Genomic DNA, 19,958 nt, shown 5'->3' with positions numbered 1-19,958 from the left:
GCAAGCGATTTGAGCGAAATCAGGCCGCCGCAGGTCGGCGCAGGGCGGTGGAAACCGCCGTCAGGCCGAACAGGAAGAACCCGCCGACCACCGACAGAGCCCCGATCGCCAGCAGCGGTCCGTACACCGACGCGGGTCCTTTCTGGCCCAGGTACATGAAGAGGCCGCTGATCATGCAGACCACGCCGATGTTCGACAGGACGAAGTTGGTCAGCTTGATCCAGTTGGCGACCGTCTGGCCTAGCAGGGCGTAGAACGTCCCCATCAGGGCCATGCTGATCCAGCCCAACAGGTTCAGGTGAGCATGGGCGGAATAGGTCGCGTGATCCTTGGTGATGCTCATGGCCAGGCCCCACGAGACCCCGATCATGGCGTAAAGCGCGGCGGCGGCGAAGAAGGCGTGCGGCCAACGGCTGGTGTTCATCTGGTCATTCCCCCGAATGGTATAACGTCGGTATTTAAAGCGCAGGGTTGAACACTGGCAAGTGGCGGGCGCGAACGTGATGATGCTAAACGTTCGTCATGTCTGACCTTCAAGTTCCACCGGCCAGCCTTCCGGCCCCGGACGATCCGCCCGGCGCCGCGCCGGGCAAGGACCTGACCCCCGCCGCGCGCCGCGCCCTGGAAGAGGCCGCCGCCCGCCGCGCCGCCGAAGCCGCGCTGGCGCTGCCGACCGAGAAGGGCGGCCGCGACGGCCCCGAGCCGACCCGCTTCGGCGACTGGGAGAAGAAGGGCGTGGCGGTCGACTTCTGAGACCGAAAGCGCGACGCTCCGCAAAAAGCGGAGGAGAGCGCCATGGAAGACCTCGCCGAGCGGCGCATCCAGGTGGTGCGCGACCACATGGCCCTGGAGTGCGTCCACGACTGGGACGCGGTGATCGCCACCTTCGAGCACCCCCGCTACGAGATGTACGGAGCCGGGACCGTGTTCGACGGCGAGACCGCCGTGCGCGGCTATTTCGCCGCCTCGCGTACGCCGTTTCCGGACCAGGGCAACGAGATCATCGCCATCGCCCACGGCGGCGACACGGTGCTGGTCGAGTTCTGGCTGACCGGCACGCATCTGGGCCCGTTGCGGCTGGGCGAGCGGACGGTCGAGCCGACCGGCAAGCCGTTCCGCATCCGCATGGCCGCCAGCTTCGAGTTCCCGCCCGGCGGCGACAGGATCGTCTGCGAGCGGCCCTATTACGACCAGTTCGCGGTGCTGCGAGCGCTGGAGCTGGGGTAGGGGACTCGACATTCGCCGCGAGTAGAATTTACCCGCCTTCCTGGGCCTTGTGCCCAGGACCCAGGGTTCAGATTCAACGGAATGGGGGCTGAGTTCACGGTCGTTGGGCCGCGCGGACCCAAAGAGTCCACGCCTGCCTCGAGCATGGATCCTGGGCACAGGGCCCAGGAAGGCAGAGGGATTGTACTCGCCCAGATGAATGTCGACCGGCCTTAAGCGCCACCCTCTATTCCGCAGCCAGCAACGCCTCGGCGACCCGTTCCGGATGGGTCATGGCCAGGAAGCGTCCCGCATCGGCGACGCGCTCGAACCGGCTGTCGGGCAGCACGTCACGCCAGTAGCGCTCGACATGGTCGGGATCGTGCATGGTGTCATAGGCGCCGATCAGGACCGACCATCGCCGGCCCGGCGCCGGCGGGGGCTTGCCGCCGCGCGCGATCGCCACCTGCTCGTTGACATAGCCCTCGATCCGCCCGGTGGCGAGCATGCGCACCGACCGCCAATAGTCCTCGGCGAAGCCCGGATCGGCGGCTGCGGCCTCGTCTGGCGGGCTGCCGCGCATCGACTGTACGACCATGCGGTGCAGGCGCTCGCGCGTCAGGCTGCCCGCCAGCAGTCGGGCGAAGGTTCCGATCAGTTCCGGCTGGCGAAGATAGGCCTCCTTGAAGGCGCCCAGCGGCCCATGCCGGCGATCGTCGGCGCCGGAGTGCGGATCCGGATTGACCAGGACGACCCGGCCGATCCGTTCCGGCGCGCGCCGGGCCAGGGCCAGCACGGCCTGGGCGCCGCCGCGCGCGACGATGTCGATGGTCGGCAGCTTCAGGGCGTCCAGCAGCGCGACCAAGTCCGCCGACGCGGCGTCGAACGGATCGTGCTCGCCCGCGCGCAGGCCCGGAACGGGGTCGCTCATCCCGAACCCGGGACGATCGACGGACAGGACGCGGAAGCCCTTGGCCTGCAGGGCGGCCACCAGGCTCGACGGCGCGAGCCGCGAAGTCATGCTGGAATGGACGATCAGGACCGGCCGGCCGCCGGCGGGACCATAGTCGCTCCAGGCGATGCGCGTGCTGTCCGCGCGGGGCAGCAGGCGCAACGGCTCCGCTCGGGGATCGGCGAAGCCCAGTTGCCCTCGGGTCGCGCCCAGCAGGGCGCCGAGCGCGCTCATCGTCGACACCGTCCGCGCCAGCTCGCTGGCCGAGCCGACCCGCAAGGCGGCGAAGATCTGCTCCAGGTCCTTGCGCACCACCGCGACCGACAGCCCCAGCGCCCGCGCCGCCTCCTCCCGCGTCGCGCCGCCGGCGACCAGCAGCGCGATCGAGGCCTGCTTCTCCGTCAGGCCCCAGACATCGACCAGCAGCGGCGTATGGTCCGATTGGGACGGCAACAGCCCGAAGGCCAGTCCGGACAACAAGCCCACCAGTTCCGGCAGGCGACGGGCGCCGGTGCGGCGATAGACGTCCGAGAGCGTCTCGCGCGCCGTGACGTGCGACAGGTCGAGGCGTTTGGCCGCCGCCTTGATCGACCCCGCGCGAATCACGGCCAGGACGACGCGGGTCTGAGCGCCCGTCAGGCCGAAGGCTGCGCAGGCGCGCTCGATGGGGCCGGCCCTGGCCGCCAGGGTGGTCAGCACCACGACCTTGCCCGCCGGCGCCTCGGCCGCCAGCTCCGGCGGCAGGCGCCAGAGCGGAAACGCCACCGTGGCGGCGGCATAGACGAAGATCACCGATTCCGAGCCGCCGCCGGTCTCGATGGCGACGGGGGCCACGACGGGCTTGGCCGACCGCAGCGCGCGTCCGACCAGATCCGGATCGATGTAGCGTTCCCCGCCCTCCTCGGCGAACAGGCGCGAGGCGATGCGGACCGCGCCGTGCGCGTCCAGCACCGCCGCCGCGAGGCTCTGGGCGTCGAACAAGGGAAGAAATTCGGCCCGGGCGGCGTCGGCTTCGATCAGGCCCGCCAGCGTGTCGGGGGCCGACCGCGCCGTCGCCAGGACGGCGTCGGCGTCCTCCATGACCGACCGCAAAAAGGTCGGCAGCCGTGGTTCGCCGGCGTGGTCGTCTTCAACCAAGCCCCGACCTCGAAATCATCACCGTCAACGCGGTCCCCGCCAAATCGACAACGCCACAAAACCGTTCGAACCCGAACCTTGGCGTGTGGCGGGCGGGCCGTCCAGAGGCCGGCGCCGGACCAAAAAGGCCGACACCCTACAAACGGCGATGCCCGGGTCCGGGGCGGCGGTTTAGCTGAGACCGCGCGGCCGCTCATGTCCAATCCGCGCGAGGAGACGCGTGATGGCCACGAAATTCCAGACCCAGGATCTAACGTTCGCGCTGCGCGCCGGCTTCACCGCCGCCTCGGCCCACGAGATCGCCGTGGCGGACTTCAACGGCGACGGCAAGCTCGACATCGCGCTCTCCTATTTCCTCTATCCGCTGGAAGACCGGGCGGTTCCGATCCGCGTGCTGACCGGCGACGGCGCGGGACGCTTCACCGATTCGACCAGCGCCCTGTTCGGCGACCAGCCGCCCGTGACGGTGCACGGACGCCAGATCGTGCTGGCCGACTTCAACAAGGACGGCCGGACCGACGCCTTCTTCGCCGATCACGGCTATGACGCCGCGCCCTTTCCGGGCGCCCGCAACGCGCTGTTCCTGTCGTCGGGCGCGACGGGCCTGGTTAACGCCACCGCGCGCTTGCCGACCCTGGCCGACTACAGCCACTCGGCCGCGCCGGGCGACATCGATGGCGACGGCGACATCGACCTCTATGTCGGCAACTACAACGGCGGCGTCGCGGAGGCCTCGTACTTCCTGATCAACGACGGCGCGGCCAACTTCACCTTGAGCCGCGCGGGCCTGCCGTCCGACATCGTCGCGGGACAGTACAATTCGCCCGCCAGCCTGCTGTTCGACGCGGACGGCGACGGCGACCTCGACTTGCTGCTGACCCCGAACGAAACCCAGACCCAGAATGCGCGCCTGCTGAAGAACGACGGCAAGGGCAATTTCACGGCCCTGTCCACGTTCGCCATGCCCAAGAACGGCGCGACCGAAACCGTGATCGACGCCAAGGCGGCCGACATCAACGGCGACGGCAAGCTGGACCTAGTGATGACCTCGGTCGTCGACCTGTTCAAGCCGGGAACGACCCAGATCTGGATCAATGACGGCCAGGGCGGCTTCACGAACGAGACGACCAAGCGCCTGCCGGTCCAGGCGACCGAGGACTGGTACACGCGCACCCAGCTCGCCGACATCAACGGCGACGGCTATGTCGACCTGCTCGCCTCGAACAGCCACAAGCAGGCGGTGCTCCTGAACGACGGCGCCGGGCGCTTCGTCCAGCTGCCCGAAGGCTGGCTGAATGTCTCGCAGTACGACCGGCTGCAGGCGGCCGACGTCAATGGCGACGGCCGCATGGACGTGATCGCCTGGCGCGGGGTCTGGGACGGCGCCGAGGGCCTCACCGTGCATCTGGCGACTGACGCCGGGACCACGGTCAGCGGCGGGGCCACGGCCGACGCCCTGGTCGGCGACGCTCAGAACGAGACCCTGAACGGCCTGGCCGGCAACGACGTGCTGTTCGGCGGCGCGGGGGACGACGCCTTGAATGGCGGCGACGGCGCCGACATCGTGGTCGGCGGCGCGGGCGCGGACCGAATCGACGGGGGGGCCGGGATCGACGAGGCGCGCTACGGCGGCCTGGCGTCGGACTATGCGATCGGGGTGGGGCCGTCGGGCTGGACCGTCACCGACACGCGCGCCAATCCGCGCGACGGCGCCGACACCCTGATCAATGTCGAAAACCTGGTCTTCGCCGACAAGACCATGGCCTTGGGCGACCCCGTGGTGGGACTGGCGGTCGCCTCGCTGCTGCGGGCCAGCGCCGCGGCGGGCGCCGGCGGAGTTCTGACGGCCGACCTCACGGCCAAGATCGCCGCCGGCGCCATGACCCAGGCCGCCGCCATCGGCGAGGTGGTCAAGGCCGCCGACCAGACGACCTCGGTGGCGACGCTCAGCTATCTGTTCTTCACCGGCAAGGTCCCGGGCCAGGCCGGGATCGATTATCTGGTGTCGCCCACCGGCCCGAACGGGAACAATCTCAACAGCGCCTACTACCAGTTCTTCAACTACGAGAACCGCTACATCAATTTCGCGGTCAGCCTGGGCAAGGCCGGCGAAGGCGCCGCCAAGTTCACGGCCGAGTACGGGACGCTGTCGCTGTTCGACGCCACGCGCAAAGCCTATGCGGCGATCTTCGGCGGAACGCCGACCGACGCCAAGGTTCACGCCCTGATCGACACGCGCGTGGACTATCTGGCCAGCTACGGCGGCGACGGCCCCAATGGCCAGGGGACCAAGGCGGCCATGGTCGGCTGGTTGCTGGCCGAGGCCGAGAAGGCCGACCTCGGCGTCATGGCTCGCTCCAACGCCGCCTGGCTGACCGACCTGGCCGACGGGACCGCGCCGTTCGCGATCGATATCCTCGATCCCGCCAGGGGCTACTACAAGGCCGACTTCATCTTCGGCGGAAGCTAGGCGGGCGTCAGAGGCCCGCGATCTCGGCCGCCACCTTCAAGGCCGCCTCGCGCGGATCGTTGGCGGCGGTGATCGGGCGGCCGCAGACCAGGTGGCTGGCGCCGGCGCGGATGGCGGCTTCCGGCGTGGCGGCGCGGGCCTGATCGTTCTTGGCCGACCAGAAGGGGCGCACGCCGGGGGTGACGATCAGGAAGCCTAGCTTCCCGGCCGCATTGGCGATCTCGCGGGCCAGGGCGGCCTCGTGCGGGCTGGAGACGATGCCGTCGACGCCGCACGCGATCGCCTGGCGCACCCGCCGCTCGACCAGGTCGCGGGCCCCGAAGGCGTAGCCCATCTCGTTGAGGTCGGCGTCGGTCAGGCTGGTCAGCACGGTGACGGCGAGGATCTTCAGGTCCGAATCGCCGCGTGCCTGAACGGCCGCCCTCATCACCTGCGGCTCGGCGTGGACGGTCAGCAGGTCGCAGCCGCTGCGGGCCAGGACGCGGGCCGAGCGCTCCACGGTCGCGCCGATGTCGTGCAGCTTCCAATCGAGGAAGATCGACTTGCCCGAGGCCTTCAGCTCATGGGCCAGGGCCATGCCGTCGCTGGCCAGCAGCTCCAGCCCGATCTTGTAGAACGACACCGCGTCGCCCAGGCGCTGGACCATGTCGCGCGCTTCGTCGACGGTGGGCAGGTCCAGCGGAACGATCAGGCGCGGATCGGCGGTCATGTCTTGGCCCCAGGGGTTGGCGCGCGCGGTCGTCCGCCCTAGGAAGGGCGCAGCTTGGGCGCTTTGAAAGGTAAGGACGTCGAATGACCGAGGCCAAACTCGCCGTCAACTTCTTCGTCGCGCTGTTCGCCCTGATCGACCCGATCGGCAACGTGCCGCTGTTCGCCGCCGCCACCTTGGGCGCGGCCGCGGCGGGGCGACGGATGGTGGCCGTCTATATCGGCCTGTTCGTCGCGGCCTTCCTGGTGTTCTTCTTCTTCACGGGCGTGGGCTTGCTGGCCTTCTTCGGCATTTCGATGCCGGCCTTCCGCATCGCCGGCGGCATCATCCTGTTCATTCTCGGCCTGGACATGGTCCGCGACGACTTCACCACCATGTTCGCCGACGCGGCCGAGGGCATCGAGGGCCAGTCGGCGCGGGTCTACGCCAAGCAGCGCTTCGAGCGCCTGATCGTGCCGTTCGCCATGCCGCTGCTGATCGGGCCGGGCGCGATCTCGACCGTGATCATCTACGCCGCCGAGGCCAAGCCGTTCGGCTGGGCGGGTCTGGGTCTGGGCGTCGCGGTGATCTCGGCGGTGTCGCTGGTGCTGGTGGCGGTGTTCTGGGCGGCGCCCTTGATCAGCAAGGCCCTGGGCCGGATCGGCATGAGCATCGTGGTCCGCGTGCTGGGCTTGATCCTCTGCGCCCTGGCGGTGCAGTTCGTGCTGATCGGCGTGGGCGACGCCACACGCGGCCTGGTGCGCCAGGACGCCAAGGCGCCCTACGCGGTCGATAGGTAGCCGCCACCGCTGGACAGCCTTGGCCACAGGAGCCCATATCCCGGTCATGCGCGCTCCCACCAATGACGCCGATGTGATCATCGCCGGCGCCGGCATGGCCGGCTCGACCCTGGCGCTTGCTTTGGCGTCGGGTGGCCTCCGGCCACTCCTGGTCGACCCCCAGCCGTTCGAGGCCCAGCTGGCCCCGACCTTCGACGGCCGCAGCTCGGCGATCGCCTATTCGTCGTTCCGCCAGTGGCGGGCGATCGGGGCGGGCGAGGCCCTGGCCCCGCACGCCCAGCGCATCGAGCAGATCCTGGTCACCGACGGCCGCACGCCCGGCGCGGCGGCCCGCCGACCCTCGCCGGCCTTCCTGCGCTTCGACTCCAGCGAGATCTCGGGCCGCATCGAGGGTGAGCCGCTGGGCTACCTGATCGAGAACCGCCGGATCCGCCAGGCCCTGGCCCAGGCGGTCACCGAGCAACGGATCCCGGTCATCGCACCGATGGCGGCCAAAAACCTCGAGGTCGCTCCGGACGGCGCGCGCCTGACCCTGGCCGATGGCCGGGTGCTGTCGGCCCCGCTGGCGGTCAGCGCCGAGGGGCGGGGCTCGGTCCTGCGCCGGGCCGCCGGCATCGGTGAGATCGGCTGGGGCTACGGCCAGTCCGGCGTCGTCGCCACGGTGCGGATGGAAAAGCCGCACGAGGGCGTGGCCCACGAATATTTCCTGCCCAGCGGTCCGTTCGCCATCCTGCCGCTGACCGACAACCGCGCCAGCCTGGTCTGGACCGAGAGCACCGCGCGCGGCGAGGCTCTGCGCAAGGCCTCTCCCGAAGCGTTTCACGCTCACCTGATGCGCCGGTTCGGCGACTTCCTGGGCGGGGTGACGATCGAGGGACCGACCTTCGTCTATCCGCTGTCGCTGTCCCTGGCCGAGCGCATGGTCGCCCCGCGCCTGGCTCTGATCGGCGACGCCGCCCACGGGGTGCATCCGATCGCGGGGCAAGGCCTGAACCTGGGCCTCAAGGACGCCGCCGCCCTGGCCGAGGTGCTGGTCGAGGCGCTGCGTTGCGGCGAGGACATCGGGTCCGAGGTCGTGCTGGAGCGCTACGCCCGCTGGCGGCGGTTCGACACGGTGACCAACGCCCTGGCCTTCGACGCCTTCGTGCGGATCTTCTCGAACGACAACCCGTTGCTGCGGGTCGCGCGGGGCGCGGGCCTGGCGGTGGTCAACCGCATCGCCCCGGCTCGGCGGTTCTTCATGCACGAGGCCGGCGGCGGGGTGGGTGACTTGCCGAAGCTGCTGCGGGGTGTGGCGCTGTAAGGCGCCTTCTTTCCTCCCCCTCTGGGGGAGGGGGACCGCCGAACGGCGGTGGAGGGGCCCTGTGAGGTGGCGAGTTCACCACCGCTTCGGACCCCCTCCGTCTCGATGCGTATTCGCATCGATCCACCTCCCTAATGGGGAGGAGAGGCTGGACCGCTAAGCTTCCAGCTCCCGCGCCTCTTCCGGCAGCATGATCGGCACGCCGTCGCGGATCGGATAGGCCAGCTTGGCCGCGCGGCTGATCAGCTCACCCTTGGCGCGGTCGTATTCCAGCGGGCCTCGGGTCACGGGGCACACCAGCACTTCCAGCAGGCGCGGATCGACATCGACGGGGGGCGGCGCGGCTTCGGTCATGCGCACTCTCTACTGGATGGAAGTCGGTTCGTCATCGTCCCCGGCGGCCGCGTCGATCTCGAGCAGGGTGGTCAGGGTCGCCTTGCGCTCGAAGATGGTCTCGGCCTCGAGCAGGGCCTGCTTTTCCATCGGGTCGAACGGCAGGGCCATGGCCAGGCTGTTGATCAGGGCGTCGGACGGGGCGCTTTCGGCGTCGCCCCAGTCGATGGCCAGGCCGCGATGGTCGAGATAGCGGCGCAGCGCCGACAGCAGCCGGTCGATGTCGGCGGCGGTGCGGACGCCAGCCCCGTCCTCGCGCAGGTCCGGCTCATAGGGCGCGAAGTCGGCGCGGACCTGGCGGTAGGGCGTACGCACGGGCAGCTCCTCACCGGCCCGGAAGCGGCAGACTCCGGTCAGGGTGATCAGGTAGCGGCCGTCGCTGGTCTCGGCGAAGCTGGTCACCCGGCCGGCGCAGCCGACCGGCGCCAGGGGCGGGCGGTTCGGATCGGCGTCCTTGGCGTGAGGGCGGGTCTGGATCATGCCGATGATCCGCTCGCCCGACATGGCGTCGTCCAGCATGTTCAGATAGCGCGGCTCGAAAATGTTCAGCGGCAGCTGGCCGCCGGGCAGCAGCAGCACCCCGTCCAGCGGGAACACCGGGATCACCAGAGGCAGGTCGCCAAGCTTGCGATAGTTCCCCTGCATCCGTTGCTCCCTAGCTGAACAGGATCGACGACAGGCGCCGCCGGCCCTGCTTGGCCACTTCCGAGGTCGGGCCGGCCGCCTCGAACACCGTCAGCAGCTGCTTACGCGCCGCGTCGTCGTTCCAGGCACGGTCGCGGGCGATGATGGTCAGAAGATGGTCGGACGCCTCTTGCAGGCGTCCGGTCCCGGCCAGGGCCTTGGCCAGCTCCAGGCGGGCCTCATGGTCGTCGGGATCGGCGGCCAGACGGTTTTCGAAGGCGGCGGTCTCGGACGGGGCGGCCTCGGCCAGGGCCAGGGCGGCCTTGGCGGCGTCGAGGTCGGGATCCTTGGCGTCGGCCGGGGCCATGGCCACCACCTCGGCCGCGCCCTCCAGGTCACCGCCCATCAGATAGGCGCGGGCCATGCCCCCCAGGGCCTTCACATTGGTCGGATCGGTCTGCAGGGCCTGGGCGAAGGCCTGGGCCGCGCCGCCGATGTCGCCGATCTCCAGCGACTCCTTGCCCAGGGCGACCAGCTCGTCGATGGCGCTGGGACCGGCCGGGCCGGTCAGCTTCTCGACGAAGGCCTTCACCTGGCTCTCGGGCAGGGCGCCCTGGAATGCGTCGACCGGACGGCCATCGACGAAGGCGTAGACGGTCGGGATCGACTGCACCCGCAGTTGGCCGGAGAAGCCCGGATTGGCGTCGACGTCGATCTTGACCAGCTTGACCGCGCCCTTGGCGGCGCCGACGACCTTTTCGAGCGTCGGGGTCAGCTGGCGGCACGGGCCGCACCAGGTGGCCCAGAAGTCGACGATGACGGGCTGGGTCTTGGAGGCCTCGATGACGTCGGCCATGAAGCTGGCGTCCGTGCCGTCCTTGATGTGCTCGCTCTTGCCCGAGGTCGCGGGACCGGGGGCGGCTGGCTTTTCGCCGATCAGGGACATCGGGTCTCTCGTGTACTCAAGGTGGGGACGCGTCAGTCGCCAAGATGGTCCCTGGCGCGCCTCGGCGCAATAATCCGTTCGTGCGTCAGGCGAGCGTCAGGGTCTCGAAATCGACGATCATCGGCGTAATGCCCAACGCGGTCAGGAACTTACGGAAGCCGGCCTGGGAGACCGCCGTGGTGGCGTCGTTGCCCAGCGGGTGGAAGTTGACCGGGTCGCTTTGCGCCAGCGCCTTGTCGAGCACGAAGCGGATGCGGCGATCCGTGTCGTTGATCAGGCCGAAGGCGGTGACCGAGCCTGGCGTCACGCCCAGGGTCTCGACCATCATCGCCTCGGGGCCGAACGACAGCCGTCCCGAGCCGATCACCGTATGCAGGCGCTTGAGGTCGATCGTTGTCTCGCCCAGGGCCGAGATCAGCCACAGCTGGCCCTTGGCGTCCTTGAGGAACAGGTTCTTGGTATGGCCGCCGGGCAGGGCCTTCTTGATCTCCAACCCTTCCTCGACGCGGAACACCGGCGGGTGGTCGAGGGTGGTGTGGGCGATGCCGTGGGCGTCGAAGAAGGCGAACAGGTCGGCGCGGGTCTTCATGCGGTCTCTCTAGACGGCCGGAGGCCGCGAGCGCTAGACCATTCGATCAGGGTAGGAAAACCAAGCAAAGGACCGGCATGGAACTGGAGTGCTATCCCACCGAGAACCGTCCGCCCGACATCGTTCCGGGCCGGCCGCAGCGCGCCTGGATGGACCGGTTCGCCGAACGTCATCCCTATCGCTGCCTGCCGCTGACCATGGCCAACACCACGGGATGGGACATCCTCTGCCCGGTCGGCTTCTCGATGACCTGGGACGGCGGGGCGCATCAGGAATGCATCAAGTTCCAGCCCGACCACCCGTATCCGGGCTTCACCGACTTCGTGAAGTCGCACTTCACGCGGGGGGTGGTGACCTTCCACACCGGCTACCTGTTCCGGACGCCGCCGGGCTGGTCGCTGATGGCCATGGGCCCGCCCAATCACGTCAAGGACGGCATCCAGCCGCTGGCCGGCGTCATCGAGACCGACTGGCTGCCGTTCCCGTTCACGATGAACTGGATCTTCACCCGCCCCGGCACGGTGCGGTTCGAGAAGGGCGAGACCTTCTGCTTCATCATGCTGATCCAGGACAAGCCGATGGAGGCGTTCCAGCCGGTGATCCGCTCGATGAACTCGAACCCCGAGCTGCGCCGCCAGTACGACGTCTGGGCCGAGAAGCGGTCGGAGTTCAACGCCCTGATCTTCAAGCGCGACCCCGAGGCCACCAAGGAGGCCTGGCAGCGCTTCTACTTCAAGGGCGAGTACCCCGAGGAGATCGCGGCCGAAGCTCCCAGCCACCACGTCAACAAGCGGCGGATGAAGTCGCCGAAGGTGGGGGGATAGAGTTCCCAATCTGTCATCCCGGCCGCAGCGAAGCGGAGAGCCGGGACCGCCACAAGCTCAGCGCTTCCGGCGGTCCCGGATAGCCTCTGCCAGGCTTCCGGGATGACACGGTCTTTGAGGCGGAGGATTTTTGCGCCCCTACCGGGCCAGCATGTTGCCGTAGCCGATCACCACCGTGGCCCCGACCAGCAGGGCCACGCCGCTCCAGACCATGGCGCGAACGGCCGGACGGGCGTCCTTCCATTCCTTGAAGGCGAAGCCCCACAGGGTGCCGAAGATGATGATGCTGGCCATGTGCAGGGTCCAGCTGGAGAAGCCGAACTTGCCCATCTGGCTCTCGCCCATCGTGTAGAAGAAGAACTGGAAGTACCAGGCGGTGCCGGCCAGGCCGCACAGCAGCCAGTTGGCCAGCAGCGGCGGCTTGGTCCCGTCCTCGGCCATGCGGCCGGCCCATTGGCTAGCGCTGCGGTTCTTGACGATCAGGTAGCCGCACCAGACGAGGTTGGTGATCAGGCCGCCGAACATCACCAGGCAAAGGGTCGGCAGACCGGTCCACAGCGGGCCGGTGCCGGCCGCCGCCGACAGGGCCTTGATCGGCTCGCCGGCGGCCAGGCCGAAGGCGAAGCAGGCCGACATGATGCCGGAGAAGATCGCCACCGCGACCCCCTTCTTGAAATTGAACTCGGCGACCGCCTCGATCTTCTGCAGCTCGGAGAGGTCGTCGTCCTTGCGGGCCCCGGCCAGGGCGACCACGACGATGCCGGCCAGGGTCATCACCAAGCCCAGCAGGATGATCCGGCCCGAGGTCGAGCCCAGCAGGTCATGGACGAAGGTGCCGCGCACCAGCGGCGGGATCAGGGTGCCGAACACCGTGCACAGGCCCAGAACCACGGCCATGCCTAGGGACAGGCCCAGATAGCGCATGGTCAGGCCATAGGTCAGGCCGCCGAAGCCCCACAGGATCCCGAACAGCACGCAAAGCCCGACGACGTTCGGAGGGACCTGGGCCATGACGCCCAGCAGGTCGTTGGTGCGGATCGAGGCGAACAGCCAGGGGGCCAGCAGCCAGGAGAAGATCCCGCCGGTCAGCCAGTAGATCTCCCACGACCAGCGCCGCACGCCGCGATAGGGCACGTAGAAGCTGGCGGAGGACAGACCGCCCAGCCAATGAAACAGGACGCCCAGCAGCGGATTGGCGATCATCGCTCCCCCTAACTTCTCACATGATGAGACATTTTATTACATAATGGACAATTCGGCGCGGAAGGCCAGCCCCGCCCGTGTTTCCGGCGATTCCAGAGGACTCTGCTTGACAGAGCTTTCCTCTTTCATAACTCTGCATCACAGAGCGCTCTGGTGCGCCTGAATGAGGAGGCCTTGATGGCCATCACGCGGAACGAGGCGGCGGTCGCGCTGTCCGATATCGAAAACACCGCCCGGCGCAGCGGCATGTTGCGCGGCTATCAGGTCGGCGGGCGGATCTTGATGATGTGGTCGGTGATCTGGGCCGTCGGCTATCTGGCCATGGCGTTTGCCCCGGCCAAGGTCTGGGCGCCGGTCTGGATGGGCCTGGACGTGGTCGGCGTCGCCGGCAGTCTGTGGCTGAGCCGGGCCACGGCCGGTCAAGGCGCTAGTGTCCCGGGCGCGAGTTGGCGCATGCTGGGCGGCATGCTGTCGGTGATGGCGTTCGTCCTGGCCGCCTTCGCGGTGCTGCAGCCCACGGATCCGGCCGCTTTCCTGGCCTTTCCGGGACTGTTGATCGGCGTGGTCTATCTGGTGGTCGGCTTCTGGCAGGCCCCGCGCTTCGCGATTATCGGCGCGGCGATGTTCGTCATCACCCTGGTCGGATTCTTCGCCTTCAAGTCCTGGCTGGCCTATTGGATGGCCGCCGCCAGCCTCGCCCTGTTCGTCAGCGGCGTCTGGTTGTGGAAGCGCTGAGCATGGCCGAGCCGAACGACATCATCCATCAGCCGCTGCGCCTGAAGATCATGGCCGCGCTCTACGCCGAGCGCGAGATCGGACCGCTGGAATTCAGCCAGCTGAAGGCGATCGCCCAGGCCACCGACGGCAATCTGGGCAGCCACCTGGCCACGCTGGAGAAGGCCGGCTTCGTCGAGATCCTCAAGGACCATGTCGGCAAGCGTCCCCGCACCCGCGCGGCGCTGACGTCCGCCGGCCGGCAGGCCTTCCGACGCCACGTCGACTATCTGCGCGAACTGGTGGAGGGCGTCGGGGAGGCGTGAGCCGCGCCGGTCCTACGCCGCCTTCACCGCCGAGACGATCGACTTGACCACCTTCTTGACCAGCGCCGGGTCGTCGCCCTCGGCCATGATGCGGATCAGGGGCTCGGTGCCGGAGGCGCGCACGACGATGCGGCCGGCGCCGTTCAGCTGGCTCTCGCCGTCGGCGATGGCCTCCTTGACGGCCTTGGCCTCCAGCGGCTTGCCGCCGGCGAAGCGGACGTTCTCCAGCAGCTGCGGCACGGGCTCGAACTGGCGGCCCAGGGCGCTCATCGGCTGGCCGCTCTCGATCATCACCGCCAGCACCTGCAGGGCGGCGATCAGGCCGTCGCCGGTGGTGGAGAAGTCCGACAGGATCAGGTGGCCGGACTGCTCGCCGCCGACATTGAAGCCGCCCTCGCGCATCCGCTGCATGACATAGCGGTCACCGACGCCGGTGCGCTCGAGCGTCAGGCCCAGGTCCTTGAGCCGGCGCTCCAGCCCGAGGTTCGACATCACCGTGGCCACGACGCCGCCGGCCCGCAGCTTGCCGGCCTTGGCCAGGGCGTGGGCGATGATGGCCATGATCTGGTCGCCGTCGACGACCACGCCCTTCTCGTCGCAGATCACCAGGCGGTCGGCGTCGCCGTCCAGGGCGATGCCGATGTCGGCGCGGTATTCGCGGACCATCTTGGCCATGGCCTCGGGGTGGGTCGAGCCGCACTCCTCGTTGATGTTGGTGCCGTTCGGGGCCACCCCGATCGGGAACACCTCGGCGCCCAGCTCGTACAGCGCCTCGGGGGCGACCTTGTAGGCGGCGCCGTGGGCGCAATCGATCACGATGCGCAGGCCCGACAGGTTCAGGTGGCGCGGGAAGGTCGCCTTGACGATCTCGATGTAGCGGGCCTGGGCGTCGTCGATCCGCTTGACGCGGCCCAGCTCGCGCGGGGCGGCCAGGCCCTCCTGCAGGCCCTCGTCCATCAGGGCCTCGATCTTCAGCTCCTGCTCGTCGGAGAGCTTGTAGCCGTCGGGGCCGAACAGCTTGATGCCGTTGTCGGCGAAATTGTTGTGCGAGGCCGAGATCATCACGCCCAGGTCGGCGCGCATCGAGCGGGTCATCATCGCCACGGCCGGCGTGGGCAGCGGGCCAAAGAGCCGCACGTCCATGCCGACGCTGGTGAAGCCGGCGACCAGGGCCGGCTCGATCATGTAGCCCGACAGGCGGGTGTCCTTGCCGATCACCACCAGGTGGCGGCGGTCGTCCTGCGAGCGGAACAGCTTGCCGGCCGCGAGGCCGACCCGCAGCGCGACCTCGGCCGTCATCGGATGCTTGTTGGCCTGGCCCCGGATGCCGTCGGTGCCGAAATAGGCGCGCTTGCTCATGGTCTTCTCGTCTCTTCAGGACCGCGAAACGATCCGAAATGCAGATTTATGCGAAGCGGTCTTGAGCGAGTGCTAAAGGCCGACCTCGAAAGTCTCGCGCGGTCAGGGATAATCCTGTCGCCGCGTTCTACAAGGGATCATGGCCCATGTGCGGCATTATCGGCATCGTCGGCAAGGAACCCGTCGCCGACCGTCTGATCGAGAGCCTCAAGCGTCTTGAATATCGGGGCTACGACTCGGCCGGCGTGGCGGGGGTGGTCGGGGACAAGGTCGAACGCCGCCGGGCCCAGGGCAAGATCAAGGCGCTGGAGGCCGTCCTCGCCGAGCAGCCGCTGACGGCCACGACCGGCATTGGCCACACCCGCTGGGCCACCCACGGCGCGCCGAACGTCCAGAACGCCCACCCGCATACCGCCGGCCGCGTCACCCTGGTCCACAACGGCATCATCGAGAACTTCGCCGAGCTGAAGGCCGAGCTGGCCGCCGCCGGCCGGGTGTTCTCCAGCGACACCGACACCGAGGTGATCGCCCACCTGATCGACGCCGAACTGGCGACGGGCCTCCCGCCCCTGGACGCCTTCAAGGCTGCCCTGGACCGCCTGACCGGCGCCTACGCCCTGGCCGTGCTGATCGAGGGCGAGGACAACCTGGTCCTGGGGGCCCGCCGCGGCAGCCCGCTGGTGGTGGGCGAAGGCCAAGGCGAGATGTTCCTGGGCTCGGACGCCCTGGCCGTCGGCCCGTTCACCAACCGGGTGATCTATCTGGACGAGGGCGACTACGTGGCGCTCGATCACACCAGCCACCGGATCTACGACGCCTCGGGCGCGTCGGTCCAACGGCCCGTGCGGGTGGTCCCGACCTCGGCGGTGATGCTGGAGAAGGGCAACTACCGGCACTTCATGGAAAAGGAGATCCATGACCAGCCGGAGGGCTGCCAGCGCACGATCGCGGCCTATGTCGACACGCTGGCCTCAAAGGCCTCGGTGCCCGGCGACGTCGATTTCGCCAAGCTGGACCGGATCCAGATCGTCGCCTGCGGCACGTCCTACATCGCCGGCATGATCGGCAAGTACCTGATCGAGCAGTTGGCTGACCTGCCGGTCGACGTCGAGATCGCCTCGGAGTTCCGCTACCGCCAGCCGGCCCTGCGGCCGGGCTCGCTGGTCATCGCCATGTCGCAGTCGGGCGAGACCGCCGACACCCTGGCGGCCCTGCGGTACTGCAAGGCCAAGGGCATGAAGAGCGCGGTGGTCGTCAACGCCACCGAGTCGACCATGGCCCGTGAGGTCGACGTCGTGTGGCCGATCCACTGCGGCCCCGAGATCGGCGTCGCCTCGACCAAGGCCTTCACCGCCCAGGTCAGCGTGATGATCGCCCTGGCCATCGCCGCCGCCAAGGCGCGCGGGACGATCGACGCGACCGAGGAGCAGCGCCTCGTGAAGGTGCTGCTGGAGGCCCCGCGCCTGATCGCCGAGGCCATCGGCCTGGAAGACGCCATCAAGGAGATTGCCGCCGACGTCGCCAAGGCGCGCGACGTGCTCTATCTCGGCCGTGGCCCGATGTCGGCCCTGGCCCTGGAAGGCGCCCTGAAGCTGAAGGAAATCAGCTACATCCACGCCGAGGGCTACGCCGCCGGCGAGCTGAAGCATGGACCGATCGCGCTCGTGGACGACCAGACGCCGATCGTCATCCTCGCGCCGCACGACAGCTATTTCGAGAAGTCGGCCTCGAACATGAGCGAGGTGATGGCGCGCGGCGGCCAGGTGATCTTCATCACCGACACCGAAGGCGTGAAGCACGCGCCGGCCGGGGCCAAGGTCGTGGTGACCGCGCCGGCGTCGGACCCGCTGGTCTCGACCCTGGTGATGTCGGCCCCGATCCAGCTGCTGGCCTACCACGTGGCGGTGGTGAAGGGCGCGGACGTCGATCAGCCGCGCAACCTGGCCAAGTCGGTGACGGTGGAGTGACGTTCGCCTAAGGAAGCTGGGGCCGGGCGGAGCGGATGACCCGCGACGTCAGGCCGCTTCGTCTTCGTCGTCGCCCAGCATGCCCGCCATGGCCGCCATCGACAGCTTGCGCAGGGCGCTGGCGCGGACCTTCTCGCTCTCGCTCTTCAGCTGGCCGCAGGCGGCGAGGATGTCGCGGCCGCGCGGGGTGCGGATCGGCGAGGAATAGCCGGCCTTGTTGAGGATCGCGGCGAAGGCCTCGATCGTCGCCCAGTCCGAGCACTGGTAGTCGCTGCCGGGCCACGGGTTGAACGGGATCAGGTTGATCTTGGCCGGGATGCCCTTGATCAGCTTCACGAGCGCGCGGGCCTCGTCGGGGCTGTCGTTGACGCCTTTCAGCATCACGTATTCGAAGGTCACGCGGCGGGCGTTGCTCAGGCCCGGATAAGCCCGGATCCCGGCGATCAGCTCGGCGATCGGGTATTTCTTGTTCAGCGGCACCAGCTCGTCGCGGAGCGGGTCGTTGGTCGCGTGCAGGCTGATGGCCAGCATGGCCTGGGTGGTCTCGCCCAGCTTGCCCAGCATCGGCACGACGCCCGAGGTCGAGACCGTGATCCGGCGACGCGAGATGCCGATGCCCTCGTTGTCGCTGATGATCTCGATGGCGTCGGCCACCTGGCCCAGATTGTACAGCGGCTCGCCCATGCCCATGAACACGATGTTCGAGAGCTGGCGGTCCTCCTTGTCCGACGGCCATTCGGCCAGGTCGTCCTTGGCCACCTGCACCTGGGCGACGATCTCGGCCGCGGTCAGGTTGCGGACCAGCGGCTGGGTGCCGGTGTGGCAGAAGCTGCAGTTCAGCGTGCAGCCGACCTGGCTGGAGACGCACAGGGCGCCGGCGCGGCCGACGCCGGGGATGTAGACGCTCTCGACCTCGATGCCGGGCGCCATGCGGATCAGCCACTTGCGGGTGCCGTCCTTGCTGACCTGGCGCTCGACGATCTCCGGGCGGTTGATCGTGAAGGCCTCGGCCAGGCGGGCGCGGGTCTCCTTGGCGACGTCGCTCATCTGGGCGAAGTCGGTGACGCCGCGATGGTGCATCCAGCGGAAGATCTGGGTGGCCCGCATCTTGGCCTTGCCGTGTTCGACCACGCCGCTCTCGACCAGGGCCGCGACCAGCTGTGGGCGCGTGAGGCCCGACAGGTTGACCATGGGTTTGGTGACGGGGGTCGCGGGCGCTGCGTCGGTGGAGACGCGCGACAGGTCGAGGGTGACGCTCAAGGGGGTGTCCGGATGTTCGGGGGCCGAGGCGGACATATAGCAGGTCCGGGGCGGTTTTCCAAAAGGACGGCGGGTCGCACCACCACTCGTGTCATCCCGGAAGCGCGAAGCGCTATCCGGGACCGCCATAAGCACGGCGTTTTCCGCGGTCCCGGCTCTTCGCTTCGCTACGGCCGGGATGACACGCGAAAGGGGCTTTTCGGGAAGGAATTAAACCTTCCGGAACCGCCCGCCCTGGTTGGCCATCAGGGCCAGGGCCCAGTCGTCCGGCAGGACCTTGGCGATGGCGGCGATGGTCTTGTTCGGTGCGCCGGGCACGCAGATCGAGCGATTGGCCTCGGCGGCCTCGTAGCCGGCGGCGGCCACCTCGTCGGCCCCCAGCCACAGCCATTCGGGCACGCCCTGGCTGACCTGGGCGCGGGTGCCGTTGGCGTCGTGGAATTCCGAATAGGTGAAGCCAGGGCAAAGGGCGCTGACATGGACGCCGGTCGACAGGTTCTCCAGGTGCAGGCTCTGCGAGAACTTGACGAGGAAGCCCTTGGTCGCCGCGTACAGGGTGTGGCCGGCCGCGCCGGGGACCAGGCCCGCCAGAGAGGCGACGTTGACGATGCGGCCGAACCGGCGCTCGACCATGCCCGGCAGCACCTTGTGGGTCATCTCGCAGACCGAGGTCAGCATCACCTGCAGGAAGGTCGCCTGATCGGCCCAGGCGGTCGTCGCATAGGTCCCGGGCAGGCCGTAGCCGGCGTTGTTGACCAGGGCGTCGACGACGCGGCCCTGCTCGGCGATGGCGGCCAGCACCGTGTCGACGCCAGTGGGATCGGCCAGGTCGGCGGGGATGGCGTAGGCCTCGACGCCGGAACGCAGCCTGATCTCGGCGGCCAGGCCCTCGAGACGGTCGGCCCGGCGCGCGGTCAGGGCCACGTCGTAGCCGTGGCTGGCGTAGATGCGGGCGGAGGCGGCCCCGATGCCGGCGGAGGCGCCGGTGATCAGGGCGAGACGGCGGGCCATGCTGGGGTGATCCGGTCGATGACGAAACTTCGCCGGAGACGAGCACGGCCCGCGATTTGGTTCAAGGAGCCTCCCAAAAGGCCTCTGGGATAGGCAGGGGTGGAAGGGGCGCGCCGCTTGGGCTGGGTGCGCGCCCCTTCCGGGCCGCGGCAGGGGAGGGGAGACCACCGCGACCTTGGGGACTTA

20 protein-coding genes are annotated in these 19,958 nt (G+C 68.9%); 9 read left to right on the top strand and 11 right to left on the bottom strand.

The window, feature by feature from the left end; all coding sequences use genetic code 11:
- Positions 1-19: 19 nt before the first annotated feature.
- Positions 20-424, bottom strand: a complete 405-nt coding sequence (locus ASC70_RS19970) for a hypothetical protein (protein WP_056053667.1) — start codon at positions 422-424, stop codon at positions 20-22.
- A gap of 98 nt (positions 425-522) precedes the next feature.
- On the opposite strand from ASC70_RS19970, the gene ASC70_RS19965 reads away from it, so the two are divergent.
- Together ASC70_RS19965 and ASC70_RS19960 are read left to right on the top strand one after the other, a co-directional pair.
- The gene (locus ASC70_RS19965; protein ID WP_056053664.1) at positions 523-753 is read left to right on the top strand and encodes a DUF1674 domain-containing protein; all 231 of its coding nucleotides are present in this window, start codon (positions 523-525) and stop codon (positions 751-753) included.
- A gap of 42 nt (positions 754-795) precedes the next feature.
- Entirely contained in the window at positions 796-1,227 is a 432-nt protein-coding gene (locus ASC70_RS19960; protein ID WP_047413691.1) for an ester cyclase, read from the top strand.
- A gap of 226 nt (positions 1,228-1,453) precedes the next feature.
- Here ASC70_RS19960 and ASC70_RS19955 read toward each other — a convergent pair whose 3' ends face one another.
- Positions 1,454-3,295, bottom strand: a complete 1,842-nt coding sequence (locus tag ASC70_RS19955; protein WP_056053661.1) for an alpha/beta fold hydrolase — start codon at positions 3,293-3,295, stop codon at positions 1,454-1,456.
- Positions 3,296-3,518: 223 nt separating this feature from the next.
- Here ASC70_RS19955 and ASC70_RS25845 point away from each other — a divergent pair, with 223 nt between their 5' ends.
- On the top strand, positions 3,519-5,765 hold the full coding sequence (locus ASC70_RS25845; RefSeq protein WP_056053659.1) for an FG-GAP-like repeat-containing protein: 2,247 nt from the start codon (positions 3,519-3,521) through the stop codon (positions 5,763-5,765).
- A 7-nt stretch (positions 5,766-5,772) separates the two neighbouring features.
- On the opposite strand, the gene pyrF is transcribed toward ASC70_RS25845, so the two are convergent.
- On the bottom strand, positions 5,773-6,474 hold the full coding sequence (gene pyrF / locus ASC70_RS19945; RefSeq protein ID WP_056053656.1) for an orotidine-5'-phosphate decarboxylase: 702 nt from the start codon (positions 6,472-6,474) through the stop codon (positions 5,773-5,775).
- Positions 6,475-6,557: 83 nt separating this feature from the next.
- Between pyrF and ASC70_RS19940 the strand changes: the two genes are divergently transcribed.
- Both ASC70_RS19940 and ASC70_RS19935 read left to right on the top strand, forming a co-directional pair.
- Positions 6,558-7,253 (top strand): MarC family protein, encoded by a 696-nt coding sequence (locus tag ASC70_RS19940; RefSeq protein WP_056053653.1) that lies wholly within the window; start codon positions 6,558-6,560, stop codon positions 7,251-7,253.
- A 46-nt stretch (positions 7,254-7,299) separates the two neighbouring features.
- Positions 7,300-8,556, top strand: coding sequence for a UbiH/UbiF/VisC/COQ6 family ubiquinone biosynthesis hydroxylase (locus ASC70_RS19935; RefSeq protein WP_056053649.1), 1,257 nt, complete (start codon positions 7,300-7,302; stop codon positions 8,554-8,556).
- Positions 8,557-8,712: 156 nt separating this feature from the next.
- Here ASC70_RS19935 and ASC70_RS19930 read toward each other — a convergent pair whose 3' ends face one another.
- From ASC70_RS19930 to ASC70_RS19915, 4 genes are all read right to left on the bottom strand, one after another.
- The gene (locus tag ASC70_RS19930) at positions 8,713-8,910 is read right to left on the bottom strand and encodes a Trm112 family protein (RefSeq protein WP_047413686.1); all 198 of its coding nucleotides are present in this window, start codon (positions 8,908-8,910) and stop codon (positions 8,713-8,715) included.
- Positions 8,911-8,919: 9 nt separating this feature from the next.
- Positions 8,920-9,594: an LON peptidase substrate-binding domain-containing protein gene (locus ASC70_RS19925; RefSeq protein WP_056053646.1), complete on the bottom strand. Its 675-nt coding sequence runs from the start codon at positions 9,592-9,594 to the stop codon at positions 8,920-8,922.
- 10 nt (positions 9,595-9,604) lie between these two features.
- Complete coding sequence (locus ASC70_RS19920; RefSeq protein WP_056053643.1) at positions 9,605-10,519, bottom strand: co-chaperone YbbN; 915 nt, start codon at positions 10,517-10,519, stop codon at positions 9,605-9,607.
- An 85-nt stretch (positions 10,520-10,604) separates the two neighbouring features.
- Positions 10,605-11,108, bottom strand: a complete 504-nt coding sequence (locus tag ASC70_RS19915) for a prolyl-tRNA synthetase associated domain-containing protein (protein WP_047413683.1) — start codon at positions 11,106-11,108, stop codon at positions 10,605-10,607.
- 77 nt (positions 11,109-11,185) lie between these two features.
- Here ASC70_RS19915 and ASC70_RS19910 point away from each other — a divergent pair, with 77 nt between their 5' ends.
- The gene (locus ASC70_RS19910) at positions 11,186-11,932 is read left to right on the top strand and encodes a DUF6065 family protein (protein WP_056053639.1); all 747 of its coding nucleotides are present in this window, start codon (positions 11,186-11,188) and stop codon (positions 11,930-11,932) included.
- A gap of 138 nt (positions 11,933-12,070) precedes the next feature.
- Here the strand turns inward: ASC70_RS19910 and rhaT are convergent, their stop codons facing one another.
- The gene (gene rhaT / locus ASC70_RS19905) at positions 12,071-13,135 is read right to left on the bottom strand and encodes an L-rhamnose/proton symporter RhaT (RefSeq protein WP_056053637.1); all 1,065 of its coding nucleotides are present in this window, start codon (positions 13,133-13,135) and stop codon (positions 12,071-12,073) included.
- 177 nt (positions 13,136-13,312) lie between these two features.
- Between rhaT and ASC70_RS19900 the strand changes: the two genes are divergently transcribed.
- Positions 13,313-13,870 (top strand): hypothetical protein, encoded by a 558-nt coding sequence (locus tag ASC70_RS19900; RefSeq protein WP_056053634.1) that lies wholly within the window; start codon positions 13,313-13,315, stop codon positions 13,868-13,870.
- Positions 13,871-13,872: 2 nt separating this feature from the next.
- Entirely contained in the window at positions 13,873-14,175 is a 303-nt protein-coding gene (locus ASC70_RS19895) for a transcriptional regulator (RefSeq protein WP_056053631.1), read from the top strand.
- A gap of 12 nt (positions 14,176-14,187) precedes the next feature.
- On the opposite strand, the gene glmM is transcribed toward ASC70_RS19895, so the two are convergent.
- Positions 14,188-15,534, bottom strand: a complete 1,347-nt coding sequence (gene glmM, locus ASC70_RS19890; protein ID WP_047413678.1) for a phosphoglucosamine mutase — start codon at positions 15,532-15,534, stop codon at positions 14,188-14,190.
- Positions 15,535-15,680: 146 nt separating this feature from the next.
- On the opposite strand from glmM, the gene glmS reads away from it, so the two are divergent.
- On the top strand, positions 15,681-17,501 hold the full coding sequence (gene glmS / locus ASC70_RS19885) for a glutamine--fructose-6-phosphate transaminase (isomerizing) (protein ID WP_056053627.1): 1,821 nt from the start codon (positions 15,681-15,683) through the stop codon (positions 17,499-17,501).
- Between the two features lie 48 nt (positions 17,502-17,549).
- On the opposite strand, the gene rlmN is transcribed toward glmS, so the two are convergent.
- Together rlmN and ASC70_RS19875 are read right to left on the bottom strand one after the other, a co-directional pair.
- Positions 17,550-18,761, bottom strand: a complete 1,212-nt coding sequence (gene rlmN, locus ASC70_RS19880) for a 23S rRNA (adenine(2503)-C(2))-methyltransferase RlmN (RefSeq protein WP_056053730.1) — start codon at positions 18,759-18,761, stop codon at positions 17,550-17,552.
- A gap of 210 nt (positions 18,762-18,971) precedes the next feature.
- Positions 18,972-19,772 carry an SDR family oxidoreductase gene (locus ASC70_RS19875; RefSeq protein WP_056053624.1) on the bottom strand — a complete coding sequence of 267 codons (801 nt, stop codon included), beginning with the start codon at positions 19,770-19,772 and terminating at the stop codon, positions 18,972-18,974.
- Positions 19,773-19,958: the final 186 nt, after the last annotated feature.

Source organism: Caulobacter sp. Root343 (genome assembly GCF_001425745.1).
GTDB lineage: Bacteria > Pseudomonadota > Alphaproteobacteria > Caulobacterales > Caulobacteraceae > Caulobacter.
This window is presented reverse-complemented; position numbering and strand designations above follow the sequence as displayed.

What these genes read in the sequence shown, in the direction of transcription:
- ASC70_RS19970 (WP_056053667.1), bottom strand. Translation starts at nt 424, where the DNA reads ATGAACACCAGCCGTTGGCCGCACGCCTTCTTCGCCGCCGCCGCGCTT.
- ASC70_RS19965 (WP_056053664.1), top strand. Translation starts at nt 523, where the DNA reads ATGTCTGACCTTCAAGTTCCACCGGCCAGCCTTCCGGCCCCGGACGAT.
- ASC70_RS19960 (WP_047413691.1), top strand. Translation starts at nt 796, where the DNA reads ATGGAAGACCTCGCCGAGCGGCGCATCCAGGTGGTGCGCGACCACATG.
- ASC70_RS25845 (WP_056053659.1), top strand. Translation starts at nt 3,519, where the DNA reads ATGGCCACGAAATTCCAGACCCAGGATCTAACGTTCGCGCTGCGCGCC.
- pyrF (WP_056053656.1), bottom strand. Translation starts at nt 6,474, where the DNA reads ATGACCGCCGATCCGCGCCTGATCGTTCCGCTGGACCTGCCCACCGTC.
- ASC70_RS19940 (WP_056053653.1), top strand. Translation starts at nt 6,558, where the DNA reads ATGACCGAGGCCAAACTCGCCGTCAACTTCTTCGTCGCGCTGTTCGCC.
- ASC70_RS19935 (WP_056053649.1), top strand. Translation starts at nt 7,300, where the DNA reads ATGCGCGCTCCCACCAATGACGCCGATGTGATCATCGCCGGCGCCGGC.
- ASC70_RS19930 (WP_047413686.1), bottom strand. Translation starts at nt 8,910, where the DNA reads ATGACCGAAGCCGCGCCGCCCCCCGTCGATGTCGATCCGCGCCTGCTG.
- ASC70_RS19925 (WP_056053646.1), bottom strand. Translation starts at nt 9,594, where the DNA reads ATGCAGGGGAACTATCGCAAGCTTGGCGACCTGCCTCTGGTGATCCCG.
- ASC70_RS19920 (WP_056053643.1), bottom strand. Translation starts at nt 10,519, where the DNA reads ATGTCCCTGATCGGCGAAAAGCCAGCCGCCCCCGGTCCCGCGACCTCG.
- ASC70_RS19915 (WP_047413683.1), bottom strand. Translation starts at nt 11,108, where the DNA reads ATGAAGACCCGCGCCGACCTGTTCGCCTTCTTCGACGCCCACGGCATC.
- ASC70_RS19910 (WP_056053639.1), top strand. Translation starts at nt 11,186, where the DNA reads ATGGAACTGGAGTGCTATCCCACCGAGAACCGTCCGCCCGACATCGTT.
- rhaT (WP_056053637.1), bottom strand. Translation starts at nt 13,135, where the DNA reads ATGATCGCCAATCCGCTGCTGGGCGTCCTGTTTCATTGGCTGGGCGGT.
- ASC70_RS19900 (WP_056053634.1), top strand. Translation starts at nt 13,313, where the DNA reads ATGGCCATCACGCGGAACGAGGCGGCGGTCGCGCTGTCCGATATCGAA.
- ASC70_RS19895 (WP_056053631.1), top strand. Translation starts at nt 13,873, where the DNA reads ATGGCCGAGCCGAACGACATCATCCATCAGCCGCTGCGCCTGAAGATC.
- glmM (WP_047413678.1), bottom strand. Translation starts at nt 15,534, where the DNA reads ATGAGCAAGCGCGCCTATTTCGGCACCGACGGCATCCGGGGCCAGGCC.
- glmS (WP_056053627.1), top strand. Translation starts at nt 15,681, where the DNA reads ATGTGCGGCATTATCGGCATCGTCGGCAAGGAACCCGTCGCCGACCGT.
- ASC70_RS19875 (WP_056053624.1), bottom strand. Translation starts at nt 19,772, where the DNA reads ATGGCCCGCCGTCTCGCCCTGATCACCGGCGCCTCCGCCGGCATCGGG.